Origin of the sequence: Streptomyces sp. NPDC051310, from assembly GCF_044455245.1 — a bacterium.
Classification (GTDB): Bacteria; Actinomycetota; Actinomycetes; order Streptomycetales; family Streptomycetaceae; genus Streptomyces.
Window position 1 is genome coordinate 50,489 of record NZ_JBITEO010000033.1, and the last position, 17,642, is coordinate 68,130.

The following is a 17,642-nucleotide window of genomic DNA, read 5'->3' on the forward strand; positions in this document are numbered from 1 at the left end:
TTTTCCGACTTCCCCGGCTTCCGCACCCCAGCCCTGGCACACCCGCGCCCGGAAGCCGCCCTTTCCTGGAGGTACAAACGTGGCTCGCGCCGACGTGCCGGTGAACCGGGCAATCCCCGACCGGACCGAGTTCTGGCGGACCCGACTGGCCGGCGTCCCGCCCCTGGAGCTGCCGACCGACCGGCCACGACCGGTCGTCCGGTCGACCACCACCGCCCTCCACACCCGCGAGCTGCCCGCCCCCGCCGCCCGTGCGCTGACGGACCTGGCCGAGCGCCACGCCACCAGCCGCACGGCCGTCCTCGCGGCCGCCGTCACCGCGCTGCTCACCCGCTACTCCGGGCAGGAGGACATCGCCCTCGGCACCGTCTCCCCGCGCTCCGGGCACACGGTCGTCCTGCGCACCGGCGTCGACGCCGCGGCGCCCTTCACGGTCCTGCTGCGCGACACGGCCCGCGCCCTGGAGGACGCCCTCGCCCACGACGGCATCCCCTTCGCCGACCTCGTCGAGGCGCTGGCCCCCGCACCGGACACGAGCATCACCCCCTACGTCCAGGCCATGGTCGCCGACCTCGACGAACTCACCCCCGGACAGCGCGACTTCGACCCGCTGGACCTGTCCGTCGAGGTCTCCGCCACCGAGCGGCGCCTCCGCGTCCGGCACAGCACCGCCCTCTTCGACGAGGCCACGGCCGCCCGCCTCGCGGGCCACCTGGCGGTCCTGCTGACCGGCGCCGCCGAAGGCCCCGACCTGCCCCTCACCACGCTGCCGCTCCTCACGGACGGCGAGTTCGAGCAGGTCGTACGCGTCTGGAACGACACCGCACGCGAGGTGCCCACCGGCACCTTCCCCGAGCTGTACGCCGCCCAGGTCGCCGCCCGCCCCGACGCGGTCGCCGTCATCGACGAACACGGCTCCGTCACCTACCGCGAACTGGACGAGCGGGCCAACCGGATCGCCCACCACCTGATCGAACGCGGCGCCGGGCGCGACCAGTTGGTCGGCCTGTGCGTCGAGCGGGGCGCCGCCATGGCCGCCGGCCTGCTCGGCATCATGAAGGCCGGCGCCGCCTACCTGCCGCTCGACCCCTCCTACCCGGCCGACCGGCTCGCCTACATGCTCCAGGACTCCGGCGCCCGCCTCGTCGTCACCCAGCGCGAGCTGCGCGACCGGCTGCCGGACACCGACGCCACCCTGGTCGACCTCACCGGCGACCGGGCCGCCCTCGACGCCCACCCGGCCACCGCGCCCGACGTGGCGCTCGCGCCGGAGGACCTCGCGTACGCCATCTACACCTCCGGCTCCACCGGCCGCCCCAAGGGCGTCCTCGTCTCCCACCGCGGCATCGGCAACCTGGCGGCGGTGCAGGCCGAGGCCTTCGACGTGACCCCCGGCAGCCGCGTCCTGCAGTTCGCCTCCGCCAGCTTCGACGCGGCGTTCTGGGAGGTCTGCATGGGCCTGCTGACCGGCGCCGCCCTGGTCATGGGCTCCAAGGAGACCCTCGCGCCCGGCGAGCCGCTCGCCGCCTACGCCGCCGCGCACGGCGTCACCCACGCCACGCTCACCCCGGCCACCGTCGCCGTCCTGCCCGAGGGACGCGGCCTGCCCGACGGCGCCACCCTCGTCGTCGCCGGCGAGGCCAGCACCGCCGACCTGGTCGCCCGCTGGTCGGCCGGCCGCCGCATGGTCAACGCCTACGGCCCCACCGAGACGACCGTCTGCGCCACCATGAGCACCCCGCTCAGCGGCGCGACCGTCCCGCCGATCGGCACGCCCATCGCCAACTTCCGCGTGTACGTCCTCGACGACGCCCTGCGCCCGGTCCCCGCCGGCGTACGCGGCGAGCTGTACATCGCCGGCGTCGGCCTCGCCCGCGGCTACCACGGGCGGCCCGGCCTCACCGCCGAGCGCTTCGTCGCCAACCCGTACGGCGAACCCGGTGAGCGCATGTACCGCTCCGGCGACGTGGCGCGCTGGAACACCGACGGCACCCTGGAGTACCTGGGCCGCGCCGACGACCAGGTCAAGGTGCGCGGATTCCGCATCGAGCTCGGCGAGATCGAGAGCGCCCTCGCGCTCCACCCCGATGTCGCCCACGCCGTGGTCGTCACCCACAACACCAACCTGCTCGCCTACGTGTCGCCCTCCGGCGCGCGCCGCCCCTCCCCCGAGGAGCTGCGCGCCCATCTCGCCGAGGGCCTGCCCGACCACATGGTCCCGTCGACGATCGCGGTGCTCGACACCCTGCCGCTCACCCCGAACGGCAAGGTCGACCGCAAGGCCCTGCCCGACCCGGCCACCGTCCAGGAGAGCGCCGGCGCCGACCGGGCCGCACCGCGCACCGCCGTCGAGGAGACCCTCGCCGGCGTCTGGTCCGAGGTCCTCGGCATCGAGAACATCGGCGTCCACGACGACTTCTTCGCCCTCGGCGGCAACTCCATCCTCTCCGTCCGCGCCGTCTCCCGAATGCGCGCCGCGCTCGGTATGACCCTGCCGCCGCGCATCCTCTTCGACACCCCGACGATCGCCGGACTCGCCGCCTCGCTCGCCCCCGACGAGGCCGCCGAGGACCCGGCCATCCCCGTCGTCCCGCGCGACGGCGCTCTGCCCATGTCGTACGGGCAGCAGCGCCTGTGGTTCCTGGAGGACTTCGACCCCGGCAGCGCCGAGTACCACACGGCGACCGGCCTGCGCCTCACCGGCGCCCTCGACACCACCGCCCTGCGGGCCGCCGTCAGCGATCTGACGGATCGTCATGAGGCGCTGCGCACCACGTTCGGTGTTGTCGGCGGACGCGGCGTCCAGGTGGTCCACCCGCGACTCGCGCCCGAGTGGCGCACCGAGGACCTCACCCGCCTCCCGGAGGGGCAGCGCGAGGACCGGCTGCGGGAACTCGTCCGCGCCGAGACGAACCGTCCGTACGACCTGACGGCCGGGCCGCTGGTCCGTGTGCTGCTGGTGCGCCTGGCCGACGGTGAGCACGTGTGCGTCCTGGGCATGCATCACATCGTCACGGACGGCTGGTCGACGGGCATCGTCACCCGTGAGCTCGGCGAGCTGTACACGGCGCGCGTCGAGGGCCGCGAGCCCCGCCTGCCGGACGTCACCGTCCAGTACCCCGACTTCGCCGCCTGGCAGCGCGGTCGCCTCGAGGGCGGCGGGCTCCTCGACCGGCACCTCGACTGGTGGCGCGAGCGCCTCGACGGCATCACCCCCCTGGAACTGCCCACCGACCGGCCCCGGCCGTCGCTGCGCTCCTCGGCCGGCGCCGTGTACACCTTCCCGGTGCCCGCCGGCACCACCGACGCGCTCAAGGACCTCGCCCAGCGGCACGGCGCGACGCTCTTCATGGCGCTGACCGCCGCCGTGAAGACGGTCTTCGCCCGCTGGTCGGGCCAGGAGGACATCGCGGTCGGCACCGCCTCCTCCGGACGCGACCACCGCGACCTGGAGAACCTCGTCGGTTTCCTGGTCAACACGGTGGTCCTGCGCTCCCACGTCGACCCCGCCATGACGTACGCGCAGCTGCTGGAGCGGCTCAAGGAGACCGTCCTGGAGGCCTTCGCCCACCAGGACGTGCCCTTCGAGCGCCTGGTGGACACGGTCGGCGCCGCGCGCGACACAAGCCGCACCCCGCTCGTCCAGGCCATGGTCGTGCTGCAGAACGCGCCGGCCGAGCCGGTCCGGCTGCCCGGTGTGCGCACGGCCGACCACCCGGTGCTCCGGGAAGCCGCGCCGTTCGACCTGACCGTCGAGTTCTTCGAGACCGACCGGGGCCTGACCGCCCGGGTGGGCTACAGCACCGCCCTCTTCGACGAGGCGACCATCGCCCGCTTCGCCGGGCACCTGACGACCGTGCTCTCCGCCGCCACGGCCGAGCCCGACCGGCCCCTCGCCACCCTGCCGATGCTCACGGAGGAGGAGTACGAGCAGGTCCTCACCGGCTGGAACGGCGATGTCCGCCCCACACCCGCCGGCACGTTCCCCGAGTTGGTCGCGGCGGCCGCGCGGCGCCGCCCGGACGCGCCCGCCGTGGAGGACGCGCGCACCGTCCTCAGCTACAGGGAGCTGGACGAGCGGGCCAACCAACTGGCGCACCACCTCGTGTCCCTGGGCGCCGGACCAGGCACGTTCGTCGGGCTGTGCGTCGAGCGCGGCGTGGAGACGGTCGTCGGTCTCCTCGGCATCATGAAGGCGGGCGCCGCCTACCTGCCGCTCGACCCCGGCTACCCGGCCGACCGGCTCGCGTTCATGCTCCGGGACTCCGGCGCCCGCCTCGTCGTCACCCGCACCGAGCTGGTGCGGCGCCTGCCGGACACCGGCGCCCTGGTCGTGGACCTCGCCGCCCTGGACGGCGACGCGCTCGCCGCGCTGCCCGCCACCGCGCCCGAGCCCGGCCCGCGCCCCGACGACCTCGCGTACGTCATCTACACCTCGGGCTCCACCGGCACCCCCAAGGGCGTTCTCGTCCCGCACCGCGGCATCGGCAATCTCGCCGCCGCCGAGATCGAGCGGCTGGAGGTCGCCGAGGACAGCCGGGTCCTGCAGTTCGCCTCGTCGTCCTTCGACGGCGCCGTCATGGAGGTCCTGATGGCCCTCCCCGCGGGCGCCACGCTCGTCCTGCCGCCGCACGGCCCGCTCGTCGGCGAGGCGCTGCAGACGTTCCTGCGGGAGCGCCGCATCAGCCACGCGCTGCTGGCGCCCTCCGCCGTCGCCACCCTGACGCCGGAGGGCCTCGACGGCCTGCGCACCCTCGTCGTCGGCGGCGAGGCCAGCACCGGTGACCTGGTGGCCCGCTGGTCGGCCGGCCGGCGGATGGTCAACGCGTACGGGCCGACCGAGTCGACCGTCGTCGCGACCATGAGCGCGCCGCTCACCGGCGGGGCTGTGCCCCCGATCGGCCGCCCGTTGCCCAACACCCGCGTACGGCTGCTCGACGCGGCGCTCCAGCCGGTGCCCGTCGGCGTGCCCGGCGAGCTGTACATCGCCGGCCCGCACCTGGCGCGCGGCTACCACGGACGGCCGGGTCTGACCGCGGAGCGGTTCACGGCCGACCCGTACGGTGAGCCGGGCGACCGGATGTACCGCTCGGGCGACGTGGCCCGGTGGCGGGCGGACGGCAGCCTGGAGTACCTGGGCCGCGCCGACGACCAGGTCAAGCTGCGCGGCTTCCGCATCGAGCTCGGCGAGATCGAGACGGCCCTGGGCCGCCACCGGGACGTGCGGGACGCGGTGGTCCTCGTCCACCGCGACGAGGCCGGCCGGGGGCGCCTGGTGGCCTACGTGGTGGCCGAGGGCGAGCTGTCCACCGGTGAGCTCCGCTCCCACCTGGCCGGTTCCCTGCCGGACTACATGGTCCCCGCCCTCTACGTGCCCCTCGAACGACTCCCGCTGACACCCAGCGGCAAGGTCGACCGCCGCTCCCTGCCCGCACCCGACCTCACGGCGGCACGCACCGACGCCGACTACACCGCCCCCCGCGACACCACCGAGGAAACCCTCGCCACCGTCTGGGCCGACGTCCTCGGCGTCGAACGCGTCGGCATCCACGACAACTTCTTCGAACTCGGCGGCGACTCCATCCTCTCCATCCAGGTCGTCTCCCGCGCCCGACAGGCCGGACTCCACCTCACCTCCCGCCTCCTCTTCCTCCACCAGACCATCGCCGCCCTCGCCACCGTCACCACCACGGCCGAGGAGGCGCCCGGCGGCGGTCCGGCGGAGGTGTCGGGCCGGGTCGCGCTGACGCCCATCCAGGACTGGTTCTTCACCGAGCACACGGTCAACCCCGACCACTACGGCATGTCCGCACAGGTGGAGCTGGCTCCGGACACCGACACGGCGCTGCTGGAGCGGGCGCTCGACGCGGTCGTCGCCCACCACGACGCGCTGTGGATGCGCTGCACCCGCGACGGCGACGCGTGGATCCAGGAGTACGGCGACGGCGACGCCTCCGCGCAGCGGCTGACCGTACGGGACCTGTCCGCGCTGGCCGACGGCGAGCGGGACGCCGCCCTGCACGAGGCGGCCCTCGCCGCGCAGCGTTCGCTGGACCTGGCGAGCGGAACGGTGGTCAGGGGCGTGTTCTTCCGCCTCGGCCCGTCGCGGCTGCCGCGCCTGTTCCTGGCGGTGCACCACCTGGTGATGGACGGGGTGTCCTGGCGGATCGTCCTGGACGACCTGGCCACCGCCTACGCCCAGCTGGCCGAGGGCCGGCCCGTCGACCTGGGCGCGAAGACCAGCAGCTACCAGCAGTGGGCGGAGCGGCTGACCGCGCACGTCCGCTCCGGCGCCCTCGACCACGAGATCGGCCACTGGCGGGAGACGGCCGCCGCCGTCCGCCCGCTGCCGCGGGACGGGCACGGCGACGACGCCAACACCTTCGGCGCGGCGGCGGTCACGTCCGTACGGCTCGACCGCGAGGAGACGGAGGCGCTGCTCCAGCGGGTCCCCGCCGCGTACCGCACGCAGATCAACGACGTACTGCTGACCGCGCTCGGCCGGGTCCTGCGCGAGTGGGCGGGCGACCCGGTGACGATCGCCCTCGAAGGCCACGGCCGCGAGGAGCTCTTCGACGACGTCGACCTGTCCCGCACGGTCGGCTGGTTCACCACCATCCACCCCGTCACGCTGGACGTCCCCGACGGCGACTGGGGGCAGGCCCTCAAGTCGGTGAAGGAGCGGCTGCGGGCCGTCCCGGGCCGCGGCATCGGGTACGGGGCGCTGCGCCACCTGTCCGAGCCGGGCAGTGCTGCGCACACCGCCCTCGCGGCCGCCCCGCACCCCGAGGTCAGCTTCAACTACCTCGGCCAGTGGGACGGCGCCGCCGGTGACAGCGGCCTGGTGCGCGCCCGGCTGGCCGCGCTCGGCGCCGACCAGGCGCCCGAGCAGCCCCGGCCGCACGTCATCGACATCGTGGCCGCCGTCGGCGACGGCGAACTGCGCATCGACTGGATCCACGCTCCGGCCGTGCACCGCACCACCACCGTGCGGCGGCTCGCGGACGCGTTCCTCGCCGCTCTGCGCGGGGTGGTGGAGCACTGCCTGCGGCCGGGGAACGGCGGCGCCACGCCGTCCGACTTCCCGCTCGCCCGGCTCGACCAGGCCGCCGTGGACCGGATCGCCGGCGACGGCCGGGGCATCGAGGACATCCACCCGCTCACGCCACTGCAGAGCGGCATGCTCTTCCACACCCTGTCCGACCCGGGCGCCTACGCGGAGCAGATGTCCTTCGAGCTCGACGGTGTCACCGACCCGGCGCTGCTCGCCCGCGCCTGGCAGACGGTCGCCGACCGCATCGGTGTGCTGCGCGCCTCGCTGGAGTGGCGGGACGTCGAGCGGCCGCTGATGGTGGTCCACCGCCGGGCCGACCTGCCCGTCCGCCACCTCGACTGGCGCGACCTGCCCGCCGCCGAGCGGGACGAGGCGGTGCGCCGCCTCCTCGCCGAGGACCGCGCCCGGCCGGTCGACCTGACGACCGCTCCGCTGATGCGGCTGACCCTCGTCCGGCTGACTGACACCTCGGTGCGGCTGGTGTGCGCCTTCCACCACGTCCTGCTGGACGGCTGGTCCGCCTTCGACGTCCTCACGCAGACCTACCGGGCGTACGCGGACCTGGCGGCCGGACGGGAGCCCGCGCTGCCCGCCCGCCGGCCGTTCGGCGCGTACGTGGAGTGGCTGGAGCGCCAGGACCTGGCGGAGGCCGAGGCCTACTGGCGGGACGCCCTCGCCGGTTTCCGGGCTCCGACCCCGCTCCCCGCGGTCCGGCACTCCGCGCCCGGCCACCGTACGGGCTCCACCGCCCGGATCGCGCGCCGCCTGTCCCCGGAGGTCTCCCGCGAGCTGTTCGACTTCGCCCGCCGGCACCGGCTCACCGTGAACACCGTGCTCCAGGGGGCCTGGGCGCTGCTGCTCGCCCGGCACGCCGGGGTGGACGACGTCGTGTTCGGCGCCACCGTCTCGGGCCGGCCTGCCGACCTGCCGGGTGTGGACTCGATGGTGGGCATGCTCATCAACACCCTGCCGGTCCGGGTCCGCGTCGACACGGCCGCGCCGGTCGCCGACTGGTTGGCGGAGGTGCAGCGGGCTCAGGTCGAGGCCCGCCAGTACGAGCACGTGCCGCTGCCGCGCGTCCAGGCGTGCGGCGACGTGGAGCGCGGTGAGGAGCTGTTCCGCACCCTGGTCGTCTTCGAGAACTACCCGATGGACGACGAGGCGGCCGCCGCGCACGGACTGCGCGTGCGCGGTCTGACCGGCACCGAGGCGACCAACTACCCGCTGAACCTCATCGCCTACGGCGGTGACGAGCTGGCCTACACCCTCGCGTACGACGCGGAGCTGTACGACGGGGAGACGGCGGCCCGGCTCTGCGGCCACCTGGAGGCCCTGCTGACCGCGTTGCCCGCCGCCGGCGAGACCGCGCCGGTCGCCGGGGTGCCGATGCTCACGGCCACGGAGGCCGAGCTGACCGTACGGGCCTGGAACGCCACCGCCCACGAGCTGCCCGAGGCGTCGCTTCCGGAGCTGTTCGCCGCCCGGGCCGCCGCGGCCCCCGACGCCGTCGCGCTGACGTACGGGGACGAGGACGTGACGTACCGGCAGCTGGACGAGCGGGCCAACCGGCTCGCCCACCACCTCGCGTCCCTGGGCGCCGGTCCCGGCACGTTCGTCGGGCTGTGCCTGGAGCGCGGCGCGCACGCGGTCACCGCGCTGCTCGCCGTCCTCAAGGCCGGTGCCGCATACGTACCGCTGGACCCGGGCTACCCGGCCGACCGGCTCGCGTACATGATCGGCGACGCCGGGGTGGAGCTCCTGGTCATCGAGGAGGGGACGCGCGACCGGCTGCCCTCCTCCGGGGCCCGGACCGTCGACCTGGACCGGGACGCGTCGGCGGTCGCCGCGCGGCCGGCGACGGCGCCCGCACCGCACCCGTCCCCCGACCATGTCGCGTATGTGATGTACACCTCCGGGTCGACGGGCACCCCGAAGGGCGTGCTCACCCCGCACCGGGCCGTCGTCCGGCTGGTGCACGAGGCGGCGTACACGGACGTCGGCCCGGGTGACACGGTGGCGCAGTTCGCCTCGCTGTCCTTCGACGCGTCGACGTTCGAGGTGTGGGCGGCCCTGCTGCGCGGGGCGCGGCTGGCCGTGCATCCGCAGGGGCTCCCCACGACGGCGGAGCTGGGCCGGTTCCTCAAGGAGCGCGGCGTCACGCACCTGTGGCTGACGGCGGGCCTGTTCCACCAGGTCGCCGACGACGACATCGGCGCGTTCTCGGGGCTGCGGCAGCTCGTCGCGGGCGGTGACCGGCTCTCGCCGGAGCACTGCGCCCGCGTCCTGGAGGCCCACCCGGCGCTGCGGCTCACCAACGGGTACGGCCCCACCGAGGCCACCACGTTCACCACCACCCACGAGGTGCGCGGCTCCCTGGACGGCGGCTCCGTGCCGCTGGGCTCCCCGCTGCCCAACACCCGCGTGTACGTGCTGACCGAGGGGCTCACGCCCGCGCCGGTCGGCGTGCCGGGCGAGCTGTACATCGCCGGCGACGGTCTGGCCCACGGCTACCTGGGGCGGCCGGGGCTGACGGCGGAACGGTTCGTCGCCGACCCGTTCGGCGCCCCCGGCACCCGGCTGTACCGGTCCGGTGACCTGGTGGCGTGGCGGGCGGACGGCACCCTGGAGTTCCTCGGCCGCACCGACGGACAGGTCAAGATCCGGGGGTTCCGGGTCGAGACCGGCGAGGTCGAGGCCGCGCTCGTCACCCATCCGGCGGTCGGTGACGCGGCCGTCGTCCCGCACACCGACCCCGCGTCGGGCCGCACCGTCCTGGTCGGCCATGTGGTCCCGGCCGGCGGGGCGCCGGCGCCCGGCGCGGCCGAGTTGCGCGCCCACCTGGCGTCGTCGCTGCCCGAGCACATGGTCCCGGCCGTGTTCACCACGCTGGAGGCGCTGCCGCTGACCGCCAACGGCAAGGTCGACCGCGGGGCGCTTACCGCACCGGAGCAGCGTCTCGCCACCGGCACGGCGTACGAGGCCCCGGCGACGCCCACCGAGGAGCTGATCGCCGAGGTGTGGCGGGAGCTGCTCGGCGCCGAACGGGTCGGCGTCCACGACGACTTCTTCGAGCTGGGCGGCGACTCGCTGCTCGCCCTGCGCACGGTGTCGCGGATCAACGCCCTGTTCGGCACCGCCCTGTCACCGCGCGCGCTCTTCGAGAGGCCGACGGTCGCCGGGACGGCCTCCGGTGTCGAGGAGCTGGTCCTGGCCGAGCTGGAAGCGGCCGCCGGGGAGTCCTGACCCGCTCCCCCACCGTCAACCCACCCTTCACCCCTGATGCGAAAGGTCCACCGTGTCCAACCCCTTCGAGAAGTCCGACCGTTCGTACGACGTCCTCGTCAACGAGGAGGGCCAGCACTCGCTGTGGCCCACCGGCACGGCCGCCCCGGCCGGCTGGGAGACCGTCCTCGCCGACCGGCCCCGCGAGGAGTGCCTCGCCTATGTCGAGGCGAACTGGACCGACATGCGCCCGCGCAGCCTGCGTGCCGCCACCGCCTGACCCCGGCCACGCCCGACCCGGCCGCCGTCCGGCCCCCGCCGCAAGACCGCCGGCGGGGGCCGGACGGGCCGCCTTCTCCACCTGCTGACCAGCAATCTCCTGGGAGATCCCGCCAATGAACACGCCGTCTTCCCGCGCGGACCGGATAGCCGCCCTGCCCGAACGACTCCGCGAGGCGCTCGCCCAGCGTCTGGCGGGCCAGGGCGGGGCCGCCGCGGCCCCCGCCGCGCCGCTGGTACCGGCGGTGTCGCGCGACGGTGACCTGCGGCTGTCCTTCGGCCAGCAGCGCCTGTGGTTCCTGGAGGACTTCGCGCCGGGCGGCGCCGACTACCACTCGGCACTGCCCGTGCGGATCAGCGGGCCCCTCGACGCGGACGCGCTGCGCGCCGCCGTCCGCGACCTGGTGGGCCGCCACGAGGCGCTGCGGACGACCTTCGACTCCCGCGACGGCCGGGGCGTGCAGATCGTCCACGACCGGCGCGACCCCGACTGGGTGACCACCGACGCCGACGACGAGGACACCGCGCGGAACGCCGTGCGGGCGGAGATGACGCGCCCGTACGACCTGAAGTCCGGCCCCCTCGTCCGTGTGCTGCTGGTGCGCCTGGCCGACGGTGAGCACATCTGCGTCCTGGGCATGCATCACATCGTCACGGACGGCTGGTCGATGGGCGTCATCGCCCGTGAGCTGGGCGAGCTGTACACGGCGCGCGTCGAGGGCCGTGAGCCCCGCCTGCCGGACGTCGCCGTCCAGTACCCCGACTTCGCCGCCTGGCAGCGCACCCGGCTGGAGGACGGCGGCCTGCTGGAGGAGCAGCTCGACTGGTGGCGGGAGCAGCTGAAGGGCATCGCCCCGCTGGAACTGCCCACCGACCGGCCTCGGCCCGCCGTGCGCTCGTCGGCCGGCGCGGTGTACGGCTTCGAGCTGCCCGCCGACACGGTCGCGGGGCTGAAGGAGCTGGCCCGCGAGCGGGGCGCGACGCTCTTCATGGCGCTGACGGCCGCCGTGAAGGCGGTCTTCGCCCGCTGGTCCGGTCAGGAGGACATCGCCGTCGGTACGTCCTCCGCCGCGCGCGGCCACCGGGAGTTGGAGCAGCTGGTCGGCTTCCTGGTCAACACGGTCGTGCTGCGCACCCAGGTCGACCAGGAGCTGACGTTCGCGGAGCTGCTGGGCCGTGTGAAGGACACCGTCCTGGACGCGTTCGCCCACGAGGACATCCCGTTCGACAAGCTCGTCGAGGCGGTGCAGCCGGAGCGCGATCCGAGCCGGACGGCGCTGGTGCAGGCCATGGTCGTCCTGCAGAACGCCCCCGCCGACACCCTGGCCCTGCCGGGCACGACGGTCTCCCCGTACCCGCTGGACCGCGACGCCTCCCTGTTCGACCTCACCTTCGAGTTCGAGGAGCGCGACGGGCGGCTGCGCGGCCTGGTCGAGTACAGCACCGAGCTCTTCGACGAGCGTACGGTCGCCCGGCTGACCGGCCACCTCGGCGTGCTGCTGGCCGGCGCGGTGGCCGCCCCGGATCAGCCTGTGGCGGCGCTGCCCCTGCTCACCGACGAGGAGCGCCGGCAGGTCGCCATCGAATGGAACGCCACGGAACTGCCGGCCGGCGACGGTCCCCTGATCCATGAGCGGCTGGCGGCGCAGGCCGCCCGTACCCCCGACGCGGTCGCCGTGATCGCCGAGGACGCCACGCTCACCCACCGGGAGCTGGACGAGCGCGCCAACCGGCTCGCCCACCACCTGACCGCGCTCGGCGCCGGCCCCGGCTCGCTGGTGGGGCTGAGCCTGGAGCGCGGCTCCGCCATGGCGGTCGGCCTCCTCGGCATCCTCAAGTCCGGCGCGGCCTACGTACCGCTCGACCCCGGCTTCCCCGCCGAGCGCCTCGCGTACATGCTGGCGGACTCGGGCGCCCGGATCGTCGTCACGCAGTCAGCGGTGCGCGACCGCCTGCCCGCCGGCGACGGCCTGCGGATCGTGGACCTGGACGCGGAGCGGGAGGCGATCGGGCGGCTGCCCGCCACCCCGCCGCGCACCACCGTCACCGCCGGGGACCTGGCGTACGTCATCTACACCTCCGGGTCGACCGGTGAGCCCAAGGGTGTCGCCGTCGAGCACCGGAACGTCCGGCACATCCTCACCGCCTGGGCCGAGCGGTACGGGCTGGAGGAGCTGAAGCCGCGCTTCCTGTCGGTGTCCAGTCTCTCCGTCGACCTGTTCTTCGCCGACCTCATCCGCTCCCTCCCCTTCGGCGGGGCGCTGATCATCGCGTCGAAGGACGTCACCACCGAGCCGTCGGCGCTCCTCGACCTGATCGCCGAGACGGACGCGACCGGCCTGGAGATCGTCCCCTCGCTGCTCAACGCCGTCGTGCAGGAAGTCGACCGGCGCGGTGGGGCGTTCCCGCCGCTGCGGCTGATCTCCGTCGGTTCCGAGGGCTGGCGCGTCGAGGACTGCCGTGCCCTGCTGCACCGCATCCGGCACGACTGCGTCCTCGTCAACGCGTACGGCGGCACCGAGGCGACCGTCGACTCGACGGTCTTCACCCCGACCGAGGACAGTCTGCGCGGCCGCGTGTACGTGCCGATCGGCCGCCCGCTGCCCAACACCCGCGTGTACGTCCTCGACCCGCACGGCAACCTCGTTCCGCCGGGTGTGCCGGGCGAGATCTGGATCGGCGGGGACGGTGTGGCGCGCGGCTACCACGGGCGCCCGGAGCTGACCGCCGAGCGGTTCGTCGAGAGCCCCTTCGTGCCGGGCGACCGGCTGTACCGCACCGGTGACCGGGCCCGCCGACTGGTCTCCGGGGAGCTGGAGTTCCTCGGCCGCGCCGACGACCAGGTCAAGATCCGGGGTTTCCGCATCGAGCTGGGCGAGGTGGAGAGCGCCCTGCTGACCCACCCGGACGTGCGGGACGCGGTGGTCCTGGCCCGGCAGGACGACACCGGTCGGCGGCGCCTGGTGGCCTACGTGGTGGCCGAGGGCGAGCTGTCCACCGGTGAGCTCCGCTCCCACCTGGCCGGTTCCCTGCCGGACTACATGGTCCCCGCCCTCTACGTGCCCCTCGAACGACTCCCGCTGACACCCAGCGGCAAGGTCGACCGCCGCTCCCTGCCCGCACCCGACCTCACGGCGGCACGCACCGACGCCGACTACACCGCCCCCCGCGACACCACCGAGGAAACCCTCGCCACCGTCTGGGCCGACGTCCTCGGCGTCGAACGCGTCGGCATCCACGACAACTTCTTCGAACTCGGCGGCGACTCCATCCTCTCCATCCAGGTCGTCTCCCGCGCCCGACAGGCCGGACTCCACCTCACCTCCCGCCTCCTCTTCCTCCACCAGACCATCGCCGCCCTCGCCACCGTCACCACCACGGCCGAGGCGAGACCCTCCGCCACGGCGCCTTCGCACGTCTCGGGACGGGTCGAACTCACCCCGATCCAGCGCTGGTTCCTCGACGAGCACACCGTCAACCCCGACCACTACGCCATGTCCGCGCACCTGGAGCTCGCCCCCGGCACGGACGCAGCGCTGCTGGAGCGGGCGCTCGACGCGGTCGTCGCCCACCACGACGCGCTGCGGATGCGCTGCACCCGCGACGGCGACGCGTGGATCCAGGAGTACGGCGACCGGCCTTCCGGCCTCCTCACCGTCCGGGACATCACCCGCGACGAGGACGCCGAGAAGGTCGCGCACCGCGCGGCCCTGGAGGCGCAGCGCGCCCTCGACCTGTCCGGCGGCACCCTCGTCAAGGGCGTCCTGTTCCGCTTCGGTGACGGCACCGCGCCCCGCCTCTTCCTCGCCGTCCACCACATCGTCATGGACGGGGTGTCCTGGCGGATCGTCCTGGACGACCTGGCCACCGCCTACGCCCAGCTGGCCGAGGGCCGGCCCGTCGACCTGGGTACCAAGACCAGCAGCTACCAGCAGTGGGCGGAACGCCTGACCGCGCACGTCCGCTCCGGCGCCCTCGACCACGAGATCGGCCACTGGCGCTCCGTCGACCCGGACAGGGCGCCCGCGCTGCCCGTCGACCACCCCGGCGGCCGCAACATCACCGCCGCCGAGCGGACCGTCGAGGTGCGCCTCGGCCGCGACGAGACGGAGGCGCTGCTGCAGCGGGTCCCCGCCACGTACCGCACGCAGATCAACGACGTGCTCGTCACCGCGCTCGGCCGCGCCCTGGCCGACTGGACGGGCGCCGACCGCCTGGTCCTGGGCCTGGAGGGGCACGGCCGCGAGGAGCTCTTCGACGACCTGGACCTGTCACGCACGGTCGGCTGGTACACCACTCACTTCCCGGTCGCCCTGACGCTCCCCGCCGGACGGGGCTGGGGCGAGACGCTCAAGTCCGTCAAGGAGCAGCTGCGTGCCGTGCCGGGCCGCGGCCTCGGCTACGACGCGCTGCGCTTCCTGTCCGAGCCGGGCACACCCGGCCACGCCCTGCGCGCTGACCGGCTCCCGCCCCTCAGCTTCAACTACCTCGGCCAGTGGGACGGCACGACCGCGCGGGACGGGCTGGTCCGCGACCGCCTGCCCGCCATCGGCCAGGACCACGCGCCGGACGAGCCCCGCCCCTACCTCCTCGACGTCGTCGGCATGGTCGAGGACGGCAGCCTCCGCTTCACGTGGATCTTCTCCGAAGAGGTCTTCGACCGGACGACGGTGGAGCGCGTGGCGGGCCGGCACATGGCGGCGCTGCGCGCCCTGGTGGAGCACTGCCAGGATCCGGCGAGCGGCGGCGCGACCCCGTCGGACTTCCCGCTCGCCGGCCTCGACCAGGCCACCGTGGACCGGATCGCCGGCGACGGCCGGGACGTCGAGGACATCTTCCCGCTCACGCCCATGCAGAGCGGCATGCTCTTCCACACCCTCGCCGAGCCCGGCTCCGGCGCCTACTTCGAGCAGATGAGCTTCGTCCTCGACGGCGTGACCGAGCCCGGCCTGCTGGAGCGGGCCTGGCAGCACGTCACCGACCACCTGGAGATCCTGCGCGGCGCCGTCGTGTGGGAGGGCGTGGACCGCCCGCTGCTGGTGGTGCGCCGGCACGTCGGGACACCGGTCGTCCACCTCGACTGGCGCGGTCTGACCGCCGACGAGCAGGCCCGCGCGCTGGAGCGCTATCTGGCGGAGGACCGGGAGCGCGGCATCGACCTGTCGGCCGCCCCGATGGCGCGGATCGCCATCGCCCGCACGTCGGGCACCTCCGTACGCGTGGTGCGCACCTCCCACCATGTGCTGCTGGACGGCTGGAGCACCTTCCAGATGCTCGACGAGCTGACCGCGGCGTACCGGGCGCTGGCCGCCGGCGAGGACCCGGTGCTGCCCGCGCGGCGCCCGTTCAGCGCGTACGTGGAGTGGCTGGAGCGCCAGGACCTGACGGAGGCCGAGGCGTACTGGCGGCGCCTGCTGGACGGCTTCGACGAGCCGACGGCGCTGCCGTACGACCGCCGCCCCGCCGCCAGCCATCGCGCGCAGTCCACGAAGCGGCTGGTGACGCGGCTCTCCACCGACGCCTCACGGCGCCTGTACGCGTTCGCCCGGACCCATCGGCTCACCGTCAACGCGGTGGTGCAGGGTGCCTGGGCGCTGCTGCTGTCCCAGTACGCCGGGGAGCGCGATGTCGTGTTCGGCGCCACCGTCTCGGGCCGGCCGGCCGATCTGCCGGGTGCCGACTCGATGGTGGGCATGCTCATCAACACCCTGCCGGTGCGCGTGGCCGTCGACGGCGACGCGCCGGTCGCCGAGTGGCTGGCGGAGGTGCAGAAGGCTCAGGTCGAGGCCCGCCAGTACGAGTACGTGCCGCTGCCGCGCATCCAGGGCTGGAGCCGTGTCGAGCGCGGTACGAACCTCTTCGAAAGCCTGGTCGCGTTCGAGAACTTCCCCGTGGACGGCGACACCGGCCAGTCCGGTGGCGGTGTCCGGCTGCACGGTCTGGAGGGCGCCGACGTCACCAACTTCCCGCTGAACCTCGTCGCCTACGCGGGTGACGAGCTGGCGTACGCCCTCGCCTATGACCCCGAGCTGTTCGACGCGGCCACGGTCGAGCGGATGGCCGGCCACCTGGACGCCCTGCTCACCGGTATGGCGGCCGAGCCTTCCCGGCCGGTGTCGGCCGTGCCGATGCTGGCTCCGGGTGAGCGGGAGCGGTTGGTGGGCGAGTGGGCCGTTACGCCCGGAATCGCCCCGTGGGAGGGCACGATCCACGAGCGGGTCGCCGCGCGCGCCGCGGCCACTCCGGACGCGGTCGCCGTGAGCTGCGCGGGTGAGTCCCTGACCTACCGCGAGCTCGACGAGTCTGCGAACCGGCTGGCCCACCACCTGGTATCCCTCGGCGCCGGACCGGGGCGTCTGGTCGCCCTGTCCGTCGAACGCGGCACGCAGATGGCCGTCGGCCTCCTCGGCATCCTGAAGTCCGGCGCGGCCTACGTACCGCTCGACCCCGCCTACCCGGCCGACCGGCTCGCCTACATGCTGGAGGACTCCGGCGCCGAACTCCTGGTGTCGCACAGGGACTTGAGCTCGGGCCTGCCCGTGGCGGGTGTCCGCGTGGTGGACCTGGACGCCGAGTGGGACGCCGTCTCCGGGCTGCCGGGGACTCCCCCGAAGACGGGTGTGTCCGCGACCGACCTGGCGTACGTCATCTACACGTCCGGCTCGACGGGGCGTCCGAAGGGCGTGGCGATCGAGCACCACACCGTGCTGCATCTGATGGCCAACTCACAGGAGCTGTACCACTTCGGGGCGGACGACGTGTGGACGGTGTTCCACTCCTACGCCTTCGACTTCTCCGTCTGGGAACTGTGGGGCGCCCTGACGACCGGCGGCCGAGCCGTCATCGTCCCCCACGACACCGCCCGCAACCCCGACGCCATGTGGAACCTCCTGCGGCAGGAGGGGATCACGGTGCTGGACCAGACCCCGTCGATGTTCCGCGAGCTGGTGGAGCACGCGGCGGACGCGGGTGAGGAGCGGCTTCCCGCGCTGCGCTGGGTGATTTTCGGTGGGGAGGCGCTGGAGCCCAAGCACGTCTCGACGTGGTTCGACCGCTACGCCTCACCCCACACACGCCTGGTCAACAT

General features: G+C 74.2%; 3 protein-coding genes. All 3 read left to right on the forward strand.

Annotation, left to right across the window (positions count from 1 at the left end; all coding sequences use genetic code 11):
* Nucleotides 1-79: 79 nt before the first annotated feature.
* Nucleotides 80-10,297, forward strand: a complete 10,218-nt coding sequence (locus ACIA79_RS31965; RefSeq protein WP_399431909.1) for an amino acid adenylation domain-containing protein — start codon at nt 80-82, stop codon at nt 10,295-10,297.
* A 52-nt stretch (nt 10,298-10,349) separates the two neighbouring features.
* Nucleotides 10,350-10,556, forward strand: coding sequence for an MbtH family protein (locus ACIA79_RS31970; RefSeq protein ID WP_399431910.1), 207 nt, complete (start codon nt 10,350-10,352; stop codon nt 10,554-10,556).
* Between the two features lie 115 nt (nt 10,557-10,671).
* On the forward strand, nt 10,672-17,642 hold a 6,971-nt coding region (locus ACIA79_RS31975), incomplete at its 3' end, for an amino acid adenylation domain-containing protein (protein WP_399431912.1).